This is a genomic window from Paraburkholderia rhynchosiae (genome assembly GCF_002879865.1).
Classification (GTDB): domain Bacteria; phylum Pseudomonadota; class Gammaproteobacteria; order Burkholderiales; family Burkholderiaceae; genus Paraburkholderia; species Paraburkholderia rhynchosiae.
This window is the reverse complement of record NZ_PNXY01000033.1, coordinates 1-22,622: the sequence shown is the minus strand read 5'-3', so window position 1 is coordinate 22,622 and position 22,622 is coordinate 1. Positions and strand designations below refer to the sequence as shown.

At 63.8% G+C, this 22,622-nt stretch carries 13 protein-coding genes and 1 pseudogene; 4 read left to right on the top strand and 10 right to left on the bottom strand.

The genetic code is table 11. The features are described from left to right. The first annotated feature begins 311 nt into the window (after window positions 1-311). Window positions 312-3,026, top strand: a complete 2,715-nt coding sequence (locus C0Z16_RS30495) for a LuxR C-terminal-related transcriptional regulator (RefSeq protein WP_102635772.1) — start codon at window positions 312-314, stop codon at window positions 3,024-3,026. A gap of 11 nt (window positions 3,027-3,037) precedes the next feature. Here C0Z16_RS30495 and C0Z16_RS30490 read toward each other — a convergent pair whose 3' ends face one another. From C0Z16_RS30490 to C0Z16_RS30465, 6 genes and pseudogenes are all read right to left on the bottom strand, one after another. Continuing rightward, the gene (locus C0Z16_RS30490; RefSeq protein ID WP_102635771.1) at window positions 3,038-3,997 is read right to left on the bottom strand and encodes an electron transfer flavoprotein subunit alpha/FixB family protein; all 960 of its coding nucleotides are present in this window, start codon (window positions 3,995-3,997) and stop codon (window positions 3,038-3,040) included. Between the two features lie 24 nt (window positions 3,998-4,021). Continuing rightward, window positions 4,022-4,771 (bottom strand): electron transfer flavoprotein subunit beta/FixA family protein, encoded by a 750-nt coding sequence (locus C0Z16_RS30485; RefSeq protein ID WP_102635770.1) that lies wholly within the window; start codon window positions 4,769-4,771, stop codon window positions 4,022-4,024. A gap of 87 nt (window positions 4,772-4,858) precedes the next feature. Beyond that, window positions 4,859-7,268 (bottom strand): annotated as a pseudogene (locus C0Z16_RS30480) (efflux RND transporter permease subunit). A gap of 32 nt (window positions 7,269-7,300) precedes the next feature. Continuing rightward, the gene (locus C0Z16_RS30475) at window positions 7,301-8,398 is read right to left on the bottom strand and encodes a WD40/YVTN/BNR-like repeat-containing protein (protein WP_158244541.1); all 1,098 of its coding nucleotides are present in this window, start codon (window positions 8,396-8,398) and stop codon (window positions 7,301-7,303) included. 109 nt (window positions 8,399-8,507) lie between these two features. Next, on the bottom strand, window positions 8,508-9,881 hold the full coding sequence (locus C0Z16_RS30470) for a DUF1329 domain-containing protein (RefSeq protein ID WP_102635768.1): 1,374 nt from the start codon (window positions 9,879-9,881) through the stop codon (window positions 8,508-8,510). A gap of 27 nt (window positions 9,882-9,908) precedes the next feature. Further along, window positions 9,909-11,681: a DUF1302 domain-containing protein gene (locus tag C0Z16_RS30465; protein ID WP_158244540.1), complete on the bottom strand. Its 1,773-nt coding sequence runs from the start codon at window positions 11,679-11,681 to the stop codon at window positions 9,909-9,911. A 408-nt stretch (window positions 11,682-12,089) separates the two neighbouring features. Between C0Z16_RS30465 and C0Z16_RS30460 the strand changes: the two genes are divergently transcribed. Beyond that, window positions 12,090-13,661, top strand: coding sequence for an AMP-binding protein (locus C0Z16_RS30460; protein ID WP_102635766.1), 1,572 nt, complete (start codon window positions 12,090-12,092; stop codon window positions 13,659-13,661). Between the two features lie 299 nt (window positions 13,662-13,960). Here the strand turns inward: C0Z16_RS30460 and C0Z16_RS30455 are convergent, their stop codons facing one another. Then, window positions 13,961-14,857: an SDR family oxidoreductase gene (locus tag C0Z16_RS30455; RefSeq protein WP_102635765.1), complete on the bottom strand. Its 897-nt coding sequence runs from the start codon at window positions 14,855-14,857 to the stop codon at window positions 13,961-13,963. A 252-nt stretch (window positions 14,858-15,109) separates the two neighbouring features. Between C0Z16_RS30455 and C0Z16_RS30450 the strand changes: the two genes are divergently transcribed. Next, a complete protein-coding gene (locus C0Z16_RS30450; RefSeq protein WP_102635764.1) occupies window positions 15,110-16,252 on the top strand; it encodes an acyl-CoA dehydrogenase family protein in 1,143 nt (380 codons plus the stop codon). Between the two features lie 139 nt (window positions 16,253-16,391). On the opposite strand, the gene C0Z16_RS30445 is transcribed toward C0Z16_RS30450, so the two are convergent. From C0Z16_RS30445 to C0Z16_RS30435, 3 genes are all read right to left on the bottom strand, one after another. Beyond that, on the bottom strand, window positions 16,392-17,159 hold the full coding sequence (locus tag C0Z16_RS30445) for an enoyl-CoA hydratase-related protein (protein WP_102635763.1): 768 nt from the start codon (window positions 17,157-17,159) through the stop codon (window positions 16,392-16,394). A gap of 157 nt (window positions 17,160-17,316) precedes the next feature. Beyond that, entirely contained in the window at window positions 17,317-18,558 is a 1,242-nt protein-coding gene (locus C0Z16_RS30440; RefSeq protein ID WP_102635762.1) for a thiolase family protein, read from the bottom strand. Window positions 18,559-18,658: 100 nt separating this feature from the next. Then, a complete protein-coding gene (locus C0Z16_RS30435; RefSeq protein ID WP_102635761.1) occupies window positions 18,659-19,429 on the bottom strand; it encodes an enoyl-CoA hydratase/isomerase family protein in 771 nt (256 codons plus the stop codon). A 234-nt stretch (window positions 19,430-19,663) separates the two neighbouring features. On the opposite strand from C0Z16_RS30435, the gene C0Z16_RS30430 reads away from it, so the two are divergent. Beyond that, window positions 19,664-22,393, top strand: coding sequence for a LuxR C-terminal-related transcriptional regulator (locus C0Z16_RS30430; RefSeq protein WP_102635760.1), 2,730 nt, complete (start codon window positions 19,664-19,666; stop codon window positions 22,391-22,393). Window positions 22,394-22,622 lie beyond the last annotated feature (229 nt).

The following is a 22,622-nucleotide window of genomic DNA, read 5'->3' as shown; positions in this document are numbered from 1 at the left end:
CCACCCCGCCCCCTCCTTTTTGTGTGGGAATACCCCCGCCGGCGCGATGCGCGACATAGCGAATCCCCTCTCCAAACGAGGGGGACGGGCAACACTGCCCACGGTCGTACACTCGCGGCATCCCGACGGGGCGCTGCCGTGATAACGCGCGGCGCACAGAACGTAGCCGGCCCAGCCGGACGGCCCGCGATCCCGCCTACCCCACGCCTGATCGCCATTCACCGCCATTCACCGCCATTCGCCGCCATTCGCCGCCATTCACCACCATACACCGCCATACACCGCCAGTCATCGCAGGCGACGTTTCGACAATGCCATTGAACAGACTGCTGATTGAGACACGGTTTGCACCGCCGCGCATCGGCGCGCAACACGTCGCGCGCGCCGATCTGCTGGTCCAGCTCGCGCAGATCCAGCAACGCACGTTAGCGCTGATCACGGGAAGCGCAGGCTACGGCAAGACCACGTTGCTTGCGCAATGGCGCCAGCGCTGCATGCAAGACAACGCGCGCGTCGCGTGGCTCTCGCTGACTAGCGACGACAAAGGCTTCGCCGAATTCTGCTTCGCCTTCTTCGCGGCGTTGCAAAAACTCGGCGTCGCGGCGGAACTGGCGTTGCCTGTCGATCGCGCGAGTGCGGTCTCGATCGATGAAACGGTGTCGTTCATACTGAGCGCGATCCAACCGTTGACGGGCGAGCTGTACCTGATCCTCGACGATTACCATCACGTCGAAGATGCCGGCGCTCACCGGTTAATACAGCGGCTGCTCGAACGGTGCCCCGCGAATCTGCATCTGCTGATTGCGTCGCGTGCGGTTCCTCCGCTCGGCCTGAGCCGTCTTCGAGTGATGGATCAGGTGGTCGAACTCGACAGCGCAAGGCTGCCCTTCTCGTCCACGGAAACGCGCAGCTTTATCGAAGGCAACCTCGGCCCCGGCAAGATCAGCACCGACGACACCGGCATGATTCACGATCTGACGGGCGGCTGGCCGTCGTGCCTGCAACTGATCGTCATCATGCTGCGCAACCGGCCGGCCGCGCGCAACCGGCTGAGCAATCTCGTCTGGCGCTCGAACGATCTGCAAATATGGCTCAGCGAAGAAGTAATGGCCACGCTACCGGCAGATCTCGTCGCGTTTTGCGAGGACATGTCGCTTTTCCGGCGCTTTAACGCACCGCTCGCGGCCTTCGTCACGGGTCATTCGCACGCCGCCGATCTGCTCGCGCGAATGGAACTCGAGAACCTGCCGCTTCAGCGCGTCGATCTGGATGACGAACTGCCGTGGTTCCGCTTCCATCGGCTGTTCGGCGAGTTCCTTGACACGCGCGTCCAACGGCGCGGCACCGCGACACTCGCGCATCTGCACCGGCGCGCCAGCCATTGGTTCGCCGAGCACAAGCTGGTTACCGAGGCCGTGCGTCACGCGAATCTGGCCGGCGATGTCGAACTGGCTGCACAGGTCATCGAACAGGCGGGTCCAGCTACCTGGACGCTCGGCTACTTCGGCCCCGTGCTCATGCTGCTCGAACGGCTGCCGCGGGAAACGCTGCTTGCGCACCCACATCTCGCGGAACTCACCTGTCTGGCTATTTCGCTGACGGCACTGCCGGCGCACGCGGAGGCGCAGCTTGAGCGACTAGGCGTCAACGACGCCGCGTGTTGGCCGGGTGCGGCGCGCAGTCTGCCGCTCGTGCGCGCAGTTATCGCGCTGCAGCGTGACGACACGCAGCAGACGATCGATCTGCTGGAATCGCATCGTTTCGACACTGCCGGCGATCCGTTCCTGCGCTATCTGATGCTGTCGGTGTTGTCGGTGGCCTACGCCGGAGTGGGACGGTACGCGGATGTGCGGGCGTTGCTCGAAAGCCAGCCCATCCCCGCCGCCGATCGCAACAACGACATGACGATCATCGCGGAGAGCACACATGCGCTGGCATTGCTGCTCGAAGGCGACGCGCGCGAGGCGGCCCGCTTCGCGGCAACGCTCCACGCGCGGGCGCTCAAGCGGTTCGGCGAGCGGTCGGTTTGCGCCAATGTCTGCTCGGCCTTTCTCGCCGATGCGCACTATGAGTTGAACAGGATCGACGACGCACGGGAGACGCTCGCCAATCGGCATGGCCTGCTGGAGTCATCCGGCGTCGAGGTAACTCTCCTCGCATCGCTGTGCCGCGCGCGCCTCGATCTCCTGCAGGAGGGCGCGGGTACGGCGCTCACGTTCCTGCGCCAACAGGCCACGCGCTTTCGCGGCCTCGGATATGATCGGCCGTTCGCGCTGATGCTGGCCGAGCAGGTCCGCATCCACGTGAACCGGGGCAATCGTGCCGAGACCGATGCGCTTTTGCAAACGCTCGACACGCTCGCCGCCCAGTACGAGCACAGCCACGGGTTCCTCGTGGAGATCCGCATCGCCGCCGCGCTGTCCCATGCCCGCGTGGATCTTTCGAGCAACCCGCTGCGCGCACGGAAAGCACTTGAGACCGCGCGACAGCACGCGCTATCGATTGGACGGGGCCGTCTCCTTACGCTGATCGACCTGCTTTCCGCGCGTGTGCTAGCGAGCCTCGGCCGCGCCGACGAGGCAATGGCATCACGCAGCCGCGCCGTGCAATCCGGTTGCCGCTACGGCCTCATGCGCACGTTCCTCGACGAAGGCGCACTCGCGCGCGACGAACTGGCGCTAGTCGTGCAGGCGCAGGTGCTTCAGGGTTCCGCGCTACAGTTTGCGCAAGAGCTACTGGCTACCTACCCGGCTGGGACGCCAACGGGACGTCTCGCTCCGTCGCCGGCAAAAAACAACAGCAGCAGCGGCAGTAGCGCCCGTAATGGCCACGCCACGCTCACGCAACGCGAGGTACAGGTCCTTGCCCTCGTGGCGCAAGCAATGTCGAACAAGCGCATCGCGCTTGCGCTCGACATCACTGTTGAAACGGTGAAGTGGAATCTGCGCAACATCTTCTCCAAGCTCGGCGTCTCGCGCCGCTATGACGCAATGGTCTGGGCGCGCAACCAGAAGCTGATCGACTGAGCCGCTGATTCTCAAACAGCGTTCACGAGTTCCGGGACAACGGAGAACAGATCGCCGACAAGGCCGTAATCGGCCACGCTGAAGATCGGTGCCTCTTCGTCCTTGTTGATCGCGACGATCACCTTCGAGTCCTTCATGCCGGCCAGATGCTGGATCGCGCCCGAGATGCCCACCGCGATATACAACTGCGGCGCGACGATCTTGCCTGTTTGGCCCACCTGGTAGTCGTTCGGCACGTAGCCCGCGTCGACGGCCGCACGGGAAGCGCCGAGGGCCGCATTAAGCTTGTCGGCCAGCGGCTCGAGCACCTTCGTGTAGTTCTCGCCGCTGCCGAGACCCCGGCCGCCCGAGACGATCGCCGATGCGCTCGTCAACTCCGGCCGGTCCAGTTTCGTCACTTCGCGGCTCACGAATTGCGACAGGCCGCTATCCGCCGGCGCTTCGATCTGCTCGACCGTAGCGATGCCGCCGACGCTTCCCACGGCGTCGAACGCCGTCGTGCGCACGGTGATGACCTTGACGGGGTCCGCAGAATGTACCGTCGCGATCACGTTGCCCGCATAGATCGGACGTTCGAACGTATCCGGAGCGATTACGGCGATGATGTCGCTGATCTGCGCCACGTCGAGCTTCGCGGCAATACGCGGCGCGATGTTCTTGCCCGCCGCAGTGGCTGGAGCGAGGATGTGCGAGTAATTCTTCGCAATCGACAGGACGGTCGCCTCCAGATTTTCAGCGAGACCCGCTTCGAGTTGCGGCGCATCCACCAGCAACACCTTCGAAACGCCCGCGATCTTCGCGGCCTGTTCCGCCACGCACCGAACGTGGTGCCCCGCGATCAGCACATGCACATCGCCGCCGATTTTCTGTGCAGCAGCCACGGCATTCAGCGTGGCAGTTTTTAAAGACGCGCTACCCTCCGAGGGGAGGTTCTTCGGCGCGTCGTGTTCAGCAATTACCAGAATCGTCATGTCTTTCGTCTCCGCGTGCCCGTATCAAAGCACCTTGGCCTCGGTCTTCAGTTTCTCGACTAGCGCCTTCACGTCCGCCACCTTCACGCCGGCGCTCCGCTTCGGCGGTTCGCTGACCTTAAGGGTTTTCAGGCGCGACGTGACATCGACGCCCAGTTCTTCCGGCTTCAGCGTTTCGAGCGGCTTCTTCTTTGCCTTCATGATGTTAGGCAGCGTCACGTAGCGCGGTTCGTTCAAGCGCAGGTCGGTCGTCACGACTGCCGGCAGCTGCAACGACAGCGTTTGCGTGCCGCCATCCACCTCACGTGCAACCGTGGCCCGTCCGCGCGCGACGACAATCTTCGCAGCGAACGTGGCCTGCGGGAGTCCGGCCAACGCAGCGAGCATCTGGCCCGTCTGGTTCGAATCGTCGTCGATGGCCTGCTTGCCGAGAATCACCAGTGAAGGCCGCTCCTTGTCGACTAGCGCCTTCAACAGCTTTGCAACCGCCAGCGGCTGAAGCTCCGCTGCGGATTCAACCAGCACCGCGCGATCCGCGCCGATCGCCAGCGCCGTGCGCAGCGTCTCCTGAGCCTGCGCAACGCCGCACGACACAGCGATCACTTCGCTTGCCACACCGGCTTCCCTCAACCGTACGGCTTCCTCGACTGCGATCTCGTCGAACGGATTCATCGACATCTTCAGGTTGGCAATGTCGACGCCCGTACCATCCGATTTCACACCGACCTTCACGTTCGCATCCACGACGCGCTTGACTGCCACCAGTACTTTCACCGCCTTCTCCTTTGCTTGATGTTATTGCGCGCCTGGCGCGGGCCTGAGCGCTCGCTGCTGTGCGCGGCACCGTTAGCCGTCTGCCAGTTAATCGGCCATCGCGTGTGCACAATTCGCGCGCCCCGCCGGAGCACGTTGCAGCAGAAAGTGCGACAGCGCGGGAATCAGCACGAGGGCTCCCACCATGTTCCAGACGAACATGAAAGTCAGCAGCACGCCCATGTCGGCCTGGAATTTGATCGGCGACCAGGCCCACGTTACGACGGACACCGCGAGCGTCACGCCGATCAGCGCGATTACCTTGCCGGTGAATCCCAGTGCCTCGCGATAAGCCTCTTCCAGCGTCGCGCCCTGTCGTTGCAGCGCCAACTGGATGCTGACCAGATAAAGTGCGTAGTCCACGCCGATGCCCACGCCGAGCGCCGTCACGGGCAGCGTCGCGACCTTCACGCCTATGCCGAGCGCGACCATGAGCGCCTCGCAGAGAATCGACGTGATCAGGAGCGGCACGACCGCCACCGCCACGGCGCGCCAGTTTCTGAACGTGACGAAGCACAGCGCGATCACGGCTGCATAGACGAGCACGAGCATCATCCTGTTCGCCTTCTCGACGGCGATGTTGGTTGCCGCCTCGATGCCCGCGTTGCCGGCGGCCGGCAGGAATTGGAGCGTCGCCGTGCCGTGCTGCGCGGCAAATCCTTCGACCGCTTTCACGACCTGCTGAAGCGTTTTCGCCTTGTGATCGGCCAGATAGGCAATCACCGGCGCGACGGAGCGAGCCCCGTTCACGAGTTCGGGATTCGCCACGTACGCGTTGTTGACCGCGTCGGTGGAGATGAACGGATCGCGGCTGATCGTCATCCAGCGCGGATCGCCCTCGAAGCCCGCAGCCGTATTGCGGCGGCTTACACCGCTGATCGACTGCGTGGTCTGCACTCCGTCGACGTCGCGCAGCACCTGTTCGAGGTTGTCCATCTCCATCAGCGTCCGATACTCATTGACGCCGCCAGGCCGCGTCTTGACGATCACGGCGAACTGGTCGGTCGACAGTCCGTAATGGCTCGCGATATACGCGTTGTCCCGGTTGTAGCGCGAATCCGCACGCAATTCCGGCGCGCCCGGGTCCAGGTCGCCGATCTTCAGATGTTGCGCCACGAGCAGGCCGCCCGCGAGCAACACCGCAGCCAGCGAGACGGCGATACAAGCCGGCGTGCGCCGCGTGAACGGCACGAGCAGCGTCGCCAGCGGATGCCGCTTGCCGGCCCGCAGACTGCGCGACGCAGCGGCGGTGCTCACGCCCGTGTACGAAAGCATGACGGGCAGGAAAACCAGATTCGTGAAGATCAGCACCGCCACGCCGGCGCTGGCGGCCACTGCGAGCCCGCGTATTACGGGGATGTCGATAAGCATGAGCACGGCGAAGCCGACCGCGTCCGCCAGCAGCGCGGTCAGGCCGGCGAGAAAGAGACGCCGGAAAGGTATAGCGCGCGGCAACGTAGCGGTCGGTGCCGCGGCCGATGTCCTGCATGATGCCGTTCATCTTCTGTGCGCCGTGCGACACGCCGATCGCAAAGATGAGGAACGGCACGAGGATCGAGTACGGATCCAGATCGACGCCGAGCAGATGCACAATGCCGAGCTGCCACACGACGGCCGCAAGCGAGCAGCCGATCACGAGGGCGGTGCTGCGCGCGCAGCGCGTGTACGCGTAAATCACAGCGGTGGCGAGCGCAGCGGCTGCGGCGAAATAGAGTGCCACCTGCAGCAGCCCTTCTATGAGGTCGCCCACGAGTTGCGCGAAGCCGGTCACATGAATCTCGATGCCGTCGCGCGCGTGGTCGTGGCGAATCTGTTCGAGCGCGTCGTGCAGCGCGCGCGCATCGAGTGGCTTGCCGGTGTCCGCGTAGTGGTCGAGCAGCGGCAGGAAGATGGTGCTCGATTGCAGATCGTCGCCGACGAGCGATCCCACGATGCCCGCACGCGCCACGTTCTGGCGCAGCTTCGCGATGCTCGGGGCCGAACCGTCGTAGTCGTCTGGCATGACAGGGCCGCCCCGGAAGCCCGTCTCCGTCACTTCGGCCCAGCGCACCACCGGCATCCAAAGCGACTTCACGAAGGCCCGGTCGACGCCCGGCAACAGATACGCGCGGTCGTTGATGTCACGCAGCGCCTTGAGGTACTTGGGGTCGTAGATGCTGCCGTTGCGATTCTCGACGACCACGCGCACGGAGTTGCCGAGCGAGCGCAGCGAATCGAGGTTCGCCAGGTAGTTGCGGATGAACGGGCTCGATTGCGGCATCATCCGTTCATAGCTCGCGCTCACGTTGGACCGGGCGGCCTGGAAGCCCAGCAGCGCGGTCAGCACGACACATACCGACACGATCCACAGCCGGTTATTGAAGATCAGGCATTCCAGCCGCGATCCCGACTTCGCTTCGAATTCCGCTCGGGAGCGCACGACCGGCGTGGCGTCGCCACGTTGAGTTTGGGGATTCATAGCGATATTCTCTTTGCTGGTTCAGCGGCTCGTTAGCGTGCCGATGCGACGCTCGTGCCGGCCAGCGACGTGAGCGCGAGCGTGTCGGCGGCAAGCGGCACGACGCCTGTCAACGCCGCCGCATGACGCGTCTTCAATGGGCTGAACGAATCGGTGGCTTCGTCGTAGAGCGTGGCTTCGCCGCTCGACGTGACGAACACCACCGCGTGACGCGATTCGATCGGCGCCGCGCTCGTGACGGCGCCATGCAGCGGACTCTTCAACGCGGCCCAGCTCGTGCCGAGGTCCGTGCTGCGGTAGATGGTGCCGCGCAGTCCGTAGGCGAACAGCGCGCGCTCGTCGCCCGCAATGCCGAAGAAGCTCCCCGCGTAGCCCGTCTCGAGCGACGCGAACTTTCCGGTCGATCTGTCGAGGCGAAACACCGTGCCCTTCTCGCCCGCGATGAAAACCTCGCCCGCTATTCCGCGAATCGCGTTCAGATGCAGAAACTGCGGATTGTCGATGCGTTCGAGCATGGGCAGCCAGGTCTTGCCGCCGTCGCTCGTCGCGATGGCCGAGCCAAACGGCCCGACCGCCATGCCATGCTGTGCATCGTCGAACCACACGCTGAGCAGGGGCAGCGAGGGGCCCTGCCTGTAGTTCAGCACGATCTGGTCGAGGTAAGGCTGTAACGCGGTGTCGCCCGCTGCGATTCCCAGCTTGTACGAGGCCGCCAGCGAAGCGGCGGCCACGCGCCCGTCGAACTGGCGCGTCCACGTGCTACCCGCATCCGCAGTGTGCAGCACCACGCCGTCGTGGCCCACCGCCCAGCCGTCGTGCGCAGTCGGGAAACTCAGCGCTAAGAGGTCGCTGCGAACCGGCACAGCAGCCTGCCGCCAACTCTTTCCTGCGTCGTCTGACACGATGATCAGGCCGCGCATGCCGGCCGCAACGAGACGCGTGCCGGCTCGCGCCACGGCCATGACGGGCCGCGCCGCTACGTCGCCGTGCATCAGCGCGGGGGCGTCCAGCGGATCGACGAACGAACCTTTCTGTGCCGGGGCCGCAGGGGGAGCGGCTTGCGCGTCAAGGACGCACGCGGCGAGCACGAGCAGCAGCGAAGCCGCGCGCGGAGTTCTTCGATGATTCATTTGCCGCATCGTCTTCCTCGATCTTGCGCTCTGGAGCCGCCCTTCGCCGACGCATGCCGGCAAAGGGCGAATGAGGCTCACCAACGCTTCATTAACGACGGTTCACGCTCTAGCGCAAGCCGGTTCCCGCCATGCCCGCAGGCGTGAAGAGATTGCCCTTGTCGAACTTGTCCGACGGGCGCACGAGCGGTTGACCGTTTTCGGCCGTTGTGCCGGTGATGAAGTAATTGCCCTTCTGGAGATCGTAGAAGTTGTTCTGGAAGGTATACATGCCGCCGCCTTCATAGAACGGGAACGTATGCGTGAGGCCGACGCGCCACAGCTTGCCGTCGTGGCCATAGCCGTCCGTTTCGAGGAAGGTCCAGCCGTCCTCGTCGATGTAGAGCACGCGTTTGGCATAGGCGTGGCGTGCGCCCGCCTTCAGCGTCGCTTCCACCACCCACACGCGATGACGCTCCCAGCGCATCGCATCGGGCTTGACGTTCTTCTGGCCGAGCACGTCGTCAGGGGAAAGCTGCGAGAGACGGTAGTTGTTGTAGGGGACGATCATCTCCTTCTTGCCAATCAGCTTGAAGTCGAAGCGGTCCATACGGCCGCGGAACAGACCGGCTTCGTCCCAGAACTCGACGCCGCCGTAGCTCGCCGCCGGCGTGTCGTACTTGTAGTCGGGCGCCATGCGCACGCGGCGCTGCGCCGGAAAGTACGCCCAACTTTCCTGGTCGCGCTCGGAATAGTTCATCGAGTAGTTGACCAGAGCGGTCTGGCCCGCCAGAGTCGGCGGCGTCTGGATCTGCGCCCACAGACGGTCGTACGGATAACCCTGTTTGCTGTCCGCGTTCTTCGGGTCGTAATACGGGCGGTATTCGACGAAGTTCAGCACGGGCAATTGCGTGCGGCCACCCGACGTGTCGACGAGCCAGCCGCCGAAGTTCGTCACCGAGAACTGCGTGCGCTGATAGCTCAGGAGCGCGTTCCACATCACCTCATAGCCGTTCTTCGGAATCGGGAACGGCACGCCGCCGAACGCCCCTTCCACGCCGTCGCCTTCCACCTTGCCGACGAGCTTCGCAGTGGTCGCGTTCTTCAGCGTGTTATCGAGCACCCATTGCGGATACGACATCGAGCGATGCGTCGGATAGACGTCCACGCGATATTCCGGGAAGCGTTTGAGCAGCGCCTGCACGCCCGGCGTGAGGCGGTCGGCGTGCTGCGCCATGTTCGCGGCCGTGATGCTCGCGACCGGCTTCTCACTCTTGAACGGGTCCGGCCATTTGCCGCTCGAGGCCGAATAACCGGCGGGCGGCGAGGTCAACCCGCCTTTGTACTCGGGAATGACGCCATCCGCGCTGGCCGCCTTCTCCGCGCCGAATGCCGTGAGCGTGGTGCCGAGCTGGCGGGCTTCGTCCGCCGAGACGGCGGCCAATGCGCCGGCGGCGTGCAATGTCACGAGGCCGGCCGCGGCCACATGAAGCAGAGTTTTCATACGTCTTTCTCCTGTTTGCGATGAATCCTAGAACGACGACTGGAAGGTCAGCGAGACCCACGGACGGTCGTTGAGGTCGATCAGACCGTTGCCGGTGCTGTTGTATGGCAGACCGCTCGGCGTGACCGCGGTGGTGTTCACGTGAGCGTGGTAGCCGATGTAGGAAAGCGTCAGCGTGGCCCGCTGGCGAATCAGCGCCTGCACGCCGATCGAATAGGTGAAGAAGCCCTGGCCGCCCGCCGAAGAGCCAGGGTTGATCGGCGTGGTGCCGTAGAGTCCGCCCGAGAACGATGTCGGCATGCTCAGGTCGATGCCAGGAAACACCTGCAGCCACTGCGGCGCGAATACGAAGCCCGCGCCTACATAGTCTTTCGTCGAGCAGCCGTTCCACTTGTTGTTGCTCGGGCAACCCGCATAGCCCACGCCGTTGAACAGCGCCGCGTTCTGCGTGACGGACAGCAGGCGCGTATAGTTCAGCTCCGCCGTAAGGGTGCCCGTTTGCCAGAGCGGCGTGCGCGGCAACGGAACGATCGCATTCGTGACGATGTTGAGAATGTCGCCCTTCGCGCCTGTCGTCTGGTTCGCGATGGCCGGGCTGAGCGCGGTATTGAGCGCGGTGTTGTGACGGTACGATGCTTCGAAGCCCACGGCCGTACTGCCAACCGTCGTATCCAGGCTGAAGCCGAACAGCTGCACGCCGCGGTTATAGGCGAGGTGGTAGTCGGTCGGCAACGCGCGGTTCAGCGCGGGGACGGTCTTCCAGTTTGCCAGCACCCACGGCTGCGTTTCGTCCAGGCGCCGGAAATAGAAGCCCATGCCGCCGTGCAGGAACTCCGGGGTCCAGCCGACCTTGATGCCGAAATTGTTATCCACTTGCGGCGGCTTGATCGAAGGACCTTGCGGGATCACGTAGCCGAACGGCCCGCCCGGCGGCAACCCGAGGATGGGGCGCACCGCTCCGGGCAATGTCGTGATGAAAAGCCCCGACGGCCCTTGGGCCACGGAGTCGTTCGCCTCGATATACGTACCGCCCGTGGGTAGCCGGTTGGAGGTCCACCCCAGTTCATATTGGCCGGAGACGGACACTTCGGGCGTGACCTGGGCCGTCAGGCTGATCTGCGGACGCGGCAGCAGTAGTTCTTTCGTCTGCGTGCCCGGCGAGTTATAGGCCTTGATGCCGTCCGTCGCGCCTTGAGCGTACGAGATGCCCTGAGTCGGGGACAACATCGAATTGCCCCAGTACTCGGTGAACTGGCCGGCCTTCAGATAGACCGCACGGCCTGCAATCTGCGTGTTGTAGAACGCAAAGCCGTCGAGCAGTTGCGCGCCTTGGACGTAGTAGCGGTTCGTGTAGGAACCATAGGTGCCATTCGGATATGCGCGCAACGACTGGTACGAGACGCCGGGCGCGTAGGCGCCAGGATTCGTCACATTGCCGCTGCCGTACGCAAAGTCCTTCCACGCCGAACCCGAAAGACGGATACCCACGTATCCCTGGTAGGCGGCGGTAAACTCGGAGAGGATAGAGACGCGGTTCGTAACGATGTCGCCCGTGTGACGAAACTTATAGTCGCCGTCGTCGTAATTCGGATTGTTGCCGATCATCGGGTCGATGCCGCGCGCACGCATGCCGAGGTTGTAGCTGAAGGTGTTGTCCCAGTTCACCTCCCAGTCCGATGAACCCGCATCGATCCTGAACGCGTACGCATGCAATGGGATGGCGGCGGCGATCAGGCCGGCCAGCACGGTGAGGCGCGGCAGGGTCGTGGCCCCGCGGTCTTTCTCGTTTCTGCAAAACATCTGTTTGTCTCCTTTTGTTTTCATTGCTAAGGATTCCGTGTAGTCAAGCCTCCCCGGTGATGCTTGCGTGATCCGTACTCGGGCACCCTCCACTTCACGCCGCTTCAGCAGTCAAGTGACTCGCGCGGTCCATGCCCAATGCCGGATAGCTATGACATAAGTTGCCAGCACCCGAGCCGCTTCATCCCCTGTAAAAAGGAGGGGGGGCGGGTTTACGTGGTTTGGGACCGGCGAGGCGGCACGCGAGGACGCCTGGCGCGTACACTGGCCGCGCCGGGCGGCCGCGTCTGGACCCCACAAAAAGAAAGGGGCCACACGAATTGCAGGCGCCTAAAATCCGCGCAGTGCTGGACCGCGCAGGCGCGGCGCGAACCGGTTGAGCCGACGAGAAAAATCTGGAGACGTAAGATGAAAATGAACTTTGCACGGACGTTCGGCTATACCGCAATGCGGTACCCTGACAACGAGGCACTCGTCAATATCGAGCGGCAACGACGGTACACGTTCAAAGAGTTGCATCTGGTGACCAACAGGATCGTCAACATGATGCGCGATCGCCTGCACCTGCGCCGTGGCGACGCATACATGTGTCTGCTCGACAACGACAACATGTCGCTGCTGCACGCATGGACGGCACTCAAGGGGGAAGCCGGCGCGGTCTACACGAACTTCCGCGATTCCCTCGAGGAGCACTGCTGGCAAGCGGACTTCATCAAGCCGAAGGTCGTGTTCATCGAAAATACGCTGCTCGCGAGCTACTTCGACATCGTGGCGGAGCGCGGCATCGTGGTGGTCTGCATGGACCCGCCCGAGACGCCGCGCGAGGGGCTCCACTATTTCTGGGATCTCGTTGAAGGTAGCAGCGACGCCAATCCCAATGTCGAAAGCGACACGCTGAACGATATTCTCATCTATCGCTTCACGGGCGGCACGACCGGCAAGAGCAAGTGCGCGCAGTACACCATCGACAACTGGATGGCCATGCGCGACGCCTCATACTTCGAGAACGAGCAAACCTTCCACGACACGACGCGCAATCTGCATATGGCGCCCATCAGCCATGCTTCCGGCTTCAGCGTGCTGCCCACCTACTTTCGCGGCGGCTGCAATGTCACGCAGAATGTCCCGGACCTGCGGCAGTGGTGCATCAACGTGCAGACAGAGCGGATCACGAACGCGCTGCTCGTGCCGACGCTGATCTACCGGCTGCTCGAAGTGAAGGAGACGACCGCCTACGACCTCTCGTCGCTCAGCACGATCTACTATGGCGGCGCGCCGATGAGCCCGGCGAAGCTCAACCTCGCGCAGGAACGTTTCGGCAATATCTTCCAGCAGATCTATGGTGCGACCGAGTGCCTTCAGATCGTCGGCATACTGTCGAAAGCCGATCACCTGACCGCTGTCGAGACGGGGCGCCTCGCGTCCGCGGGCCGCGTGGGCACGGGCATTGAACTCAGGATCATGGACGACGCAGGCAACGACGTCCCCCTGGGCGAGACCGGCGAAATCTGCGTGCGCTGCCGGGGCACGATCTGCGGATACTTCAACAATCCCCAAGGCACCGCGGCTGAGTTCGTCGACGGCTTCTGGAAGTCCGGCGACCTCGGCTATCTCGACGACGCGGGCTATCTGTTCATCGTCGATCGCAAGAAAGATGTGATCATCAGCGGTGGCTTCAACGTCTACGCGATCGAGGTCGAGGCCGCGCTGAATTCGCATCCGGCTGTGAGCATGTCGACGGCGGTCGGCATTCCGCACGCCGAGTGGGGCGAAACCGTGCATGCCGAAGTCGTGCTGAAGGAAGGCATGCAGGTGAGCGCCGAGGAACTGATCGAGCACGTCAAGCGCTCGGTTGGGCGCTTCAAGGCGCCAAAGAGTGTCAGCTTCGTCGAGACGCTACCGTTGAGCGCGGTCGGCAAGGTACTGCGACGTCAAGTGCGCGAAAAGTACTGGAAAGGCGAGTCGCGCCGCGTGGGGTAAGCGCGTGCAATTAGCGATCTCGTCTCACGATGCGCGGCGCTGTGTTATCGGCTGCGCCGCGCATCGCGCCGCAAAACAGTCGTCTGAGTCCGGCCGTGCATAAAAGAAGCCGCGCGTAAAAACGCCGCCTCACGGTTTGACCGTCGAGGCGGCAAACGTATCGCATGAGAGTCATCTACGATACGTGTCCGGCGATACCCTTGTACTCAATGAATTTCGCGCTATGTGCGCGCTCCACCGCGTCCTGACAGAACGCGGTGCTCAAACTTCATCGACTTGCGACGGCACTCATTAGTCAATCACGCGGCAGGCGCGAGAAACACCTGCACCTGCTCCAGCACTTCCGCATAGGCGCGCGCCGTACTCCAGTCGGCGATCTGCGGAAAGCGCGCCGCCACGCCTTCCGGCGTCAGTTCGGCGTCGGTCAGATGAACGGGTGCGGTCTCCATGATCGTTGCCGTCGAGAACGTGCCGCCGCCAGCGCCGAGAATCACCTTCGTAGGCGCCTGCTCGCTGCACAGATACAGCACGCCCGGCGTCACGCGCTCCGGCTGTATGCGTTGCAGCGCCTCGGGGGACATCACGTCTTCCGTCATACGGGTGGCCGCGACAGGCGCAATCGTATTCACCTTGATGTCGTTCTTGCGGCCTTCCACGCTCAACACGTTCATCAGGCCGATCAGCGCCATCTTTGCAGCGCCATAGTTCGCCTGGCCAAAGTTGCCGTACATGCCCGCCGCCGAAGTCGTCATCAGAATGCGGCCATATTGCTGGGCGCGCATGATGTCCCACACCGCTTTCGAGCAGTTGATCGAGCCGTTCAGGTGCACGTCCAGCACCAGCTTGAAGTCCTCGGCCTGCAGCTTCGCAAAGCTCTTGTCGCGCAGAATGCCGGCGTTATTCACGAGGATGTCAATGCGGCCGAACTCGGCCATCGTCTGCTCGATCATCGCCTGAACCTGTGCCGGGTCCGCGACGTTCGCGCCATTTGCGATCGCGGTGCCGCCAGCCTTGCGGATCTCGTCGACCACGGCCTGCGCCGCGGTTGTCGAACTGCCCGTGCCATCACGGCTGCCGCCGAAATCGTTGATCACCACCTTCGCGCCGCGTGCGGCAAATGCGAGCGCATGTGCGCGGCCGAGGCCTGCGCCCGCGCCTGTGATCAGCGCAACCTTTCCGTCGAAGCGGATACTCATGGACGTCTCTCCAAAGTCTCGAATAGATGAATGAACCCGTCTGGCGCGGCGCGAGATCGCATCGCGACAGGCGTCACGCCGTGTTTTTCTTTGCATGCTACGGAGCCAGCATAAGAGGACGTGGTGCAGCCCGGCCCCCGTCCAGATTTGGGGGGCACGCATTCCGCGGCCTCTCTCCCCCCAGGAGGACAGGGGCGCGCGCCCGGCGCGGCGTTCATAGTTGAACGCAAGGCACACCACGAGAGAGAGAAAATGACCGACGTATCAGCAGCATTCCTGAGCGAACAGGAAGTGATGATCCGCGACTCGGCGCGCACCGTCGCAACGGAAATCGTCGCCTCGACGGCCGCCGAACGCGACCGCACCCACGCGTGGCCGGCAGACGAACTCGACGCTGTCGCGAAGCTCGGCTTCCTGGGTATGCTCGCGCCGGAGGAACACGGCGGCTCGGGCGCCACCTTCGTCGAGTACTGCCTCGCCATTGAGGAACTGGCGTTCGCCGACGCGGGTTTTGCCACGGTCGTCCACGTGCACAACACGATCACCGGCCTGATCGCGGCACAGGGCACGGAAGAACAGAAGCGGCGCTTTCTACCTCGCCTGGTAATGGGCGAGACCTATGCCGCGGGGCTCTTTTCGGAGCCGCAAGCAGGCTCCGACACCGCTGCGTTCCGCACGTCCGCTCGGCGCGATGGCGACCATTACGTGCTCAACGGCACGAAGCAGTTCATCTCGAACGGCAACAAGGCCGGCGTGGCCGTGGCGCTTGCAGTCACCGATCAGGGCTCGGGCAAGAAAGGCACGAGCATGTTCATCATCGACACATCCGAGCCGGGCTATCAGGTTGCGCGCGTCGAGAACAAGCTGGGTCAGCGTTCGGCGCATCTCGCGCAAATCCAGTTGATCGACTGCCGCGTGCCCACCGGCAACATCATCGGCGAGGAAGGCGGTGCGTATAAGAAGATGCTGCGCGGCATGTCCGAAGGGCGCATTGCGATCGCCGCTATCGCAGTCGGGACCGCGCGCGCCGCGCTCGACGCCGCTGTGCGCTACGCCAAGGAGCGCGAAGCTTATGGTGCTCCGATCATCAACTTGCAAGGCGTCGCCTTCGACCTTGCCGACATGGCGACCCAGGTCGAGATCGCGCATCAGTTCGTGATTCATGCGGCGCGGCTGTGTGCGGCGGACTTGCCGTGCACGAAAGAAGCGTCGATGGCGAAGCTGTTTGCCACCGAGATGGCGGAGAAGGTCTGTTCAGATGCGCTGCAGATTCATGGCGGTTATGGCTATCTGAACGACTTCCCAGTCGAGCGCTTTTACCGCGACGTGCGTGTTACGAAGATCTACGAAGGCACGAGCCACATCCAGAAGCTCATCATCTCGCGCAATCTCTGAGCACTGCTTTAGTCGCTATTCGCGCACGTGCAAGAGCAAAGCCCAGGTATCCGTTCATAGATACCGGGGCTTTTTCGTGCTGTCGCTCGACGCCCGGCGCGAACGCGAGACGCGCCCTCTCCCTCTTTTCTCGTCAGCGTTACTTCGCCGCGAACATCGCACAGGCGTCGCGGAAGAAAGACGAGCGAACGAGGCCGCGCTGCACTTCACGCTCGGCGGCGAGCGACTGCCCGATCGAGACGTGGCCCGCGCCGTCGACAAGACGCCGGCACTCGACTACCGCGTCTTTCGGCAGCCCCGCAAGTTTCTGCGCGAACGCGAGTGCTTGCGGCATCAGTTCCGCGTCGTCGATGCAGCGCCATACGAGGCCCCACTGCTCCGCCTGCTCGCCGCTGATGCGATCGCCGAGCAACGCCATGCCGAGCGCGCGCGGACGTCCGAGCGCGCGCGCAATCACCCAATTGATGCCGAGATCCGGCACCACGCCGAGCTGCGCAACCTGAGCAACGAGAAAATAAGCGGAGCGCGCGCAGAGCACGATGTCGGCGGCAAGCGCATAGCCCATTGCGCCACCTGCGCATGGTCCGTTGACCGCGCTGACCACGGGCACCGGCGACTCGGCGATGAAGCGCGCGATCGGGTTGCCGAGGTCCTCCATGAGCACGCCGATGCCGCTCGACAGCGCGTCGGCGCCTTCCTGTGCAAGCGCGTTGAATGCATTGACGTCCCCACCCGCCGAGAACACACGCCCCGCCCCGGTCAATACGATGGCCCGCGCCCCTCGCGCGACGACTTCAGGAAGCGCCGCGCCCAATTGCTCGAGCATTGCGCGATCCATCACGTTCCAAGGCGTTGCCCCGCTCATCGTGAGGATCGCTACGCTCCGTTCCCAACTGATTTCAACCATTGAACGACTCCCCCGCTGGACTACCGACTAGCAAATGATGTGGACAAACGACGCAGCGCGTGGCCAGCTAACGAACGACAACAGGACGCCGCAGCACCTGCTGGCGTCCTTTATCGCGCATGCACGCAAGCGCGTCGGCGCGCCGCGCCTCCCGCCGTTACGCCTTACCGAGAATGGCGATGTGCTCCAGTGCCTCTTCCACGCGCCAAAGGCCACCGCCGTTGCCCTGGATCGCAAAGCGGGCGCCTTCGACCTGACGCGGTCCGCAGTTGCCGCGCAGCTGCTCGACCAGTTCGAAAATCTGACCGAGACCCGTGGCGCCGATCGGATGTCCCTTCGACTCAAGGCCGCCCGACGGATTGACCACGATCGAGCCGCCGAGCGATGTCTCGCCGCGTTCCGCGAGAACACCGCTCGCGCCCGGCTCGCGCAGACCCAGACCTTCGAACGTGATCAGCTCGCCGATCGCGGTTGCGTCGTGTAACTCGGCGACGTTGATTTGCGACGGGCTGATGCCTGCCTGTTCGAACGCATCCTTTGCGGCTTGCGGGGTGCAGGCATTGGCGTAGTCGTCCGCCGCGCGTGCGGAACCCGAGCGCAACACGCTCGCCATCACCTTGATCGCGCGCTTGCGATCGAAACCATACTTTTTCAACGCGCTTTCGGTACAAAGAATCGCGGCGGCCGCGCCATCGGAAATCGGCGAGCACATCGGCAGCGTCATCGGATAGGTGATGGGCGGCGCGGCCAGCACTTCGTCGATCGTCATCGGCTTGCGATATTGCGAGCGCTCGTTGTGCACCGAATGGTTGTGATTCTTCGCCGCGACAGCCGCGATCTGCCGTTGCGTGATGTCAAAGCGCGACATGAACGCACGTCCGAGCGCGGCATAGACGTCCATGAACGGGCTGTACGGTTTGTCGGACTGCGAACCGGGTGGCGGCACGATTTCCTTGCCCATGCCCGCGAGGTAACTTTTGTTTTCCTCGAAGGTCTCGATATCCCATGCCGATTCAAAGCACGAGAACATCTTCGCCTTGTCGTCCGAGTACATCTTCTCGGCGCCGACTGCCAGCACAACGTCCGCCGCACCCGCGCGCAACTGCGTCACGGCCAGATTGAACGCCGCGCTCGACGACGCGCACGCGCCCTCCACGTTGTAAATCGGAATGCCGCCCAGCCCGAGCGGCAGCAGCGCCACCTGGCCGCGAATCATGTGCTGGCCGTCGAAATGGCCTTGCGCCGTGTTGCCGAAGAACGCAGCCCTGATCCATTTGCGGTCGCAGGCCGCGTCCGTCAGGGCGTCCTCGACCGCCCACGCGGTGAGCTGCTTGACGCTTTTGTCCATGTGGCGGCCAAACGGCGTCATGCTCACGCCGACGATATAGATGTCTTCCATGTCTTCTCCAGTTCGAATGATTCTGTTCGTCTCATAAGCGGTCCCACGCGCGCTACTGAGATGCGTGTCGGTCACCCGCTCATGCGCTACCGTGCAACGATCAGTAGCCCTTGAATTCCGGCTTGCGCTTCTCGACGAACGCGCGCAGCCCTTCCTGAATGTCGTACGAGCGCTGGTGATTGCGCAGTTCCAGCACTTCGTGACGCAGCGCGTCCGCGACCGGCTTGTCTGCCGATTCGTCCGCGACGCGCTTCATCTTTGCGAGCACCAGCGGGCTTTTCGCCGCCAGCTTCTCGCCGATCGCCTGCACCCGGTCGAGCAGTTCCGCATCCGCGACAACTTCGGCGACGAGCCCGTATTGCTTCATCTCCTGTGCGGAGATGGAGTCGCCCGTGAACAGCAGATACTTCGCGATGTTCACTGGAATCTTGCGCGGCAGCACGGCCGCGCCGCCACCGCCCGGAAACACGCCGAAGTTCGAATGGGCGTCGCCGAAGCGCGCGCTCTGGGCGGCGATCACAAAGTCACACGTCATGACGGCTTCGAGGCCGCCCGCGAGCGCCAGGCCGTTGACTGCTGCAATCACGGGACGTGGAAACGCGCGCATCGTGTCGAACAGATCGATGATCTTGTCGAGAAAGTCCTTTTCGCCCGGCTGCGCGGGTGCTCCGGCCGTCTTCAGGTCGGCGCCGGCGCTGAACGCGCGGCCCGTGCCCGTCACGGCGACGACCCGCACGCGTGGGTCGTTCCGCCATTCCACCAGCTTTGCCGTGATGCCTTCCACCATGTCGCGCGACAGCGCGTTCATCGCGTCGGGACGCGCGAGGGTGATCCAGGCCACAGGGCCCTTCAGTTCAAATGTGACGCTCATCAATTTGCTCCCCAATCGATCCGTGCCAGTCCTGATGAAAATTCGCTTTCTGTGAGTGATCTCGCGCGGCGCGGCAGCGCCGTTTGTGCCTTCCAACGATAGGCCGCGAGCCGCGCGGATTCCCCTTCATTTGCGGGGGGGCGTTAGTGGAAACGCACGGACGAGACCAGGGAGAAGACGGGGTTTGCGCGCGTGACAGACGTGCTAGCATCCCGTCACCGACGAAGCAAAACCATGACGTTCCAGACACCGCCACTCGACGAACCCAACGTACCGGCGAAATTCGCGCCGCCTCGCATCAGCCCGCGCCATATCGTCCGCAAGAAACAGCTCGAGCGTCTGCGAGACGCTCAGCATTGCGCCCTCACGCTCGTGACAGGCAGCGCGGGCTTCGGCAAAACCATTCTGCTGGTGCAATGGCGTCAGGAACTGATGAAGGCAGGCGCCGAAGTCGCCTGGCTCGCGCTCACGGCGGACGATCGCTACCGGGAGGTGTTCTGCCGCGACCTGCTCGGTGCGCTCGCACGTCTTGGCGTCGAGGCGGACGGCCCGCTTGCGGTGGGCCGCAACGAGAGCCCGTGGCCCATCGAGCCCGTGGCGGCGACGATCATCGCCGGCGTGCAGCGCGTTGCGAAGGACCTCTATCTGTTCATCGACGACTTTCAGCATGTCGACGATGCCTGGGTGCACGAACTGATGCAGAAGCTCGTGAGCCACAGTCCCGCGAATCTGCACATCGTGATTGCCTCGCGCATCACGCCGCCGCTCGGCCTGAGCCGTTTGCGCGTGTCCGGGCAGCTCGCGGAGGTGGGCTTCGAAGACCTGCTCTTCAGCCTCGACGAGACGCAGGCGTTCTTCGAGCAGAATCTCACGACGATGAAGCTCACGGCCAACGAACTGCAACTGATCCAGGACGTCACGCGCGGCTGGCCCGCGAGCTTGCAACTGGTCGCAATCATGCTGCGTAACCGTCCGGCCACGCGCAGCCAGTTGACGGTGCTGCTGCGCCGCTCAGGCGCTCTGCAGAGTTACCTTGCCGAAGACGTGATTGCGCCGGCGCCGCCCGAGATGATCGCGTTCCTGGAAACGCTCGCGCCGCTGCGGCGCTTCAACGCCGCACTGGCAGCGCAGGCGACGCAGAACGCTCGATCCGACGATCTGCTGCGGCGCGCCGAAGAAGAATTCCTGCTGATCCAGCGCGTCGAAACCGACGATCGCACGCCGTGGTATCGCTTTCATCCTCTGCTTGGCGAATTTCTCTGCAAGCGGCTCGCGCAACGCGGCGACGACGTCGTGCAGGCGCTGCACCGTCGCGCGAGCGTATGGTTCGCCAGCCATCAGATGCTGGTCGATGCGGTCCGCCATGCGAATCTCGGCGGCGATCTCGGACTCGCGGTGCAGACCATCGAGCAGTCCATGCCGCCCGACTGGCGCTTCAGCGCGGTCTGCGCGATGGTTCAGCTACTCGACCACCTGCCGCAGGATTCACTCGTCGCCCATCCGCAACTCTCGTTTCTTGCCTGCCTGAGTTGCGCGTTGAGCGCACGCCCCGGAGACGCGCAACGCTGGCTGGAGCAGTTAAGGCGCAGCGAGTCGACGTTGCATCCGGGCATGCATGCGCAGCTTGCGCTCGCCGAGGCGACTATCGCCACACAGCGCGACCAGAGCGAGCGAGTCATCGAACTGCTCGCGCGTGAGCCCGCGACGTGGCCTGTGAACCGCACGCTCCGGTATGTCCACATCGCCGCGCTCGTCACTGCGTATGCGCACGTCGGCCGCCTGCGGGAAGCGTTGAGCCTGCATGATGAGCATGCCGTCCCGAGCGCCGACCAGGGTAGCGAAATCGCGCTGATGTTCGAAGCCACACTGCCTGCCGCGCATCTCGTACACGGTCATGTCCGCGAGACGGCGCGCCTCGCGTCGGCGCTGCTCGAACAGGCCGAGGCGGCGCACGGACGGCACTCGGTGCCCGCCGGCCTGTGCGCGGCGATGCTAAGCGACGCATATTACGAGCTCGACCTCATTGGCGACGCACGCGACGTGCTCGCCAACCGCACCGGCCTGCTCGGCGCATCGTGGCCGGAGGTGATGATCGAGGCGTCGCTGTGCCATGCGCGGCTCGATCGCCTCGACCAGGGATCGGAGGCGGCCCTTGCTTTCCTGCAGAAGCAGGCCGAGCATTTCCACGACATGAACCTGCCGCGGCCAGCCGCCGTCATGCTGGCGGAGCAGACACGCATTCTGCTCGGCGACGGCGATCACGTGCGAGCGCAGGGCGTCGTGGCCAGGTTGAAGATGCTCGCCAATACACCGCGAGGCGCCGCTGACACGGGCGCCGAAATCCGCGCGGTCGCCATGCTGACGTGCGCGCGGTTGGCGCTCGTGGACTGCAACGCAAAAGAAGCGCTGGCGGCGCTCGACGAGGTACGGGCATTCGCGCGCGCGGCCGGCCGCGCAAGAATCCTCGTGCAGGTGAACCTGCTCGCCGCCGCGGCGTGGGATTCGCTGGAGCAAACGGACGCTGCTCGTCAGAGCCTGATCGAAGCGCTCAATGCAAGCGCCGATCTGGGACTCGTGCGCACGTTCATCGACGACGGCGAGCCCGTCGCCGTGCATCTCGCCACACTGCGCGGTGACCCGTCGCTGACTTCGTCCGCAGCGTCGCTGCTTGAAACGGTGCTCGAGAAACTCGACGTGTCGAATGACCGGCACGCGTCGCCCGTGCGGTTCGGTAAATCATCCACCGTGCAATCGTTGCAGAACGAAAGCGTGAACCTTACGCCGCGCGAGCGCGAGATTCTCCTGTTGATCTCGCAGGCCATGTCGAACAAGCGCATCGCGCTGACGTTGAACATCTCTGTCGGCACAACAAAATGGAACGTGCGCAATATCCTGAACAAGCTCGGCGTTTCGACGCGTTACGACGCGATGGTGTGGGCCCGCGAACACGGCTACATCGAATAGGCGCGCCACAGCCGTACGCCGCGCCACGCTCACCCCTGTCTTAAGTCTCAGGATTACCCACATCTGCGCGGGGATAGCGCTTGTAAACAGCTTGAGGCGGTGTTAACTTGAGGCACCGCCACAGGAACTACACGTAATTGCCTTCGACCGACAATCAGGATGACCAGGACGACTGGGCCGACATCGAATTCGGCGCGGCAAATCTGGGCGATGCCCGTCTGACGAGCCG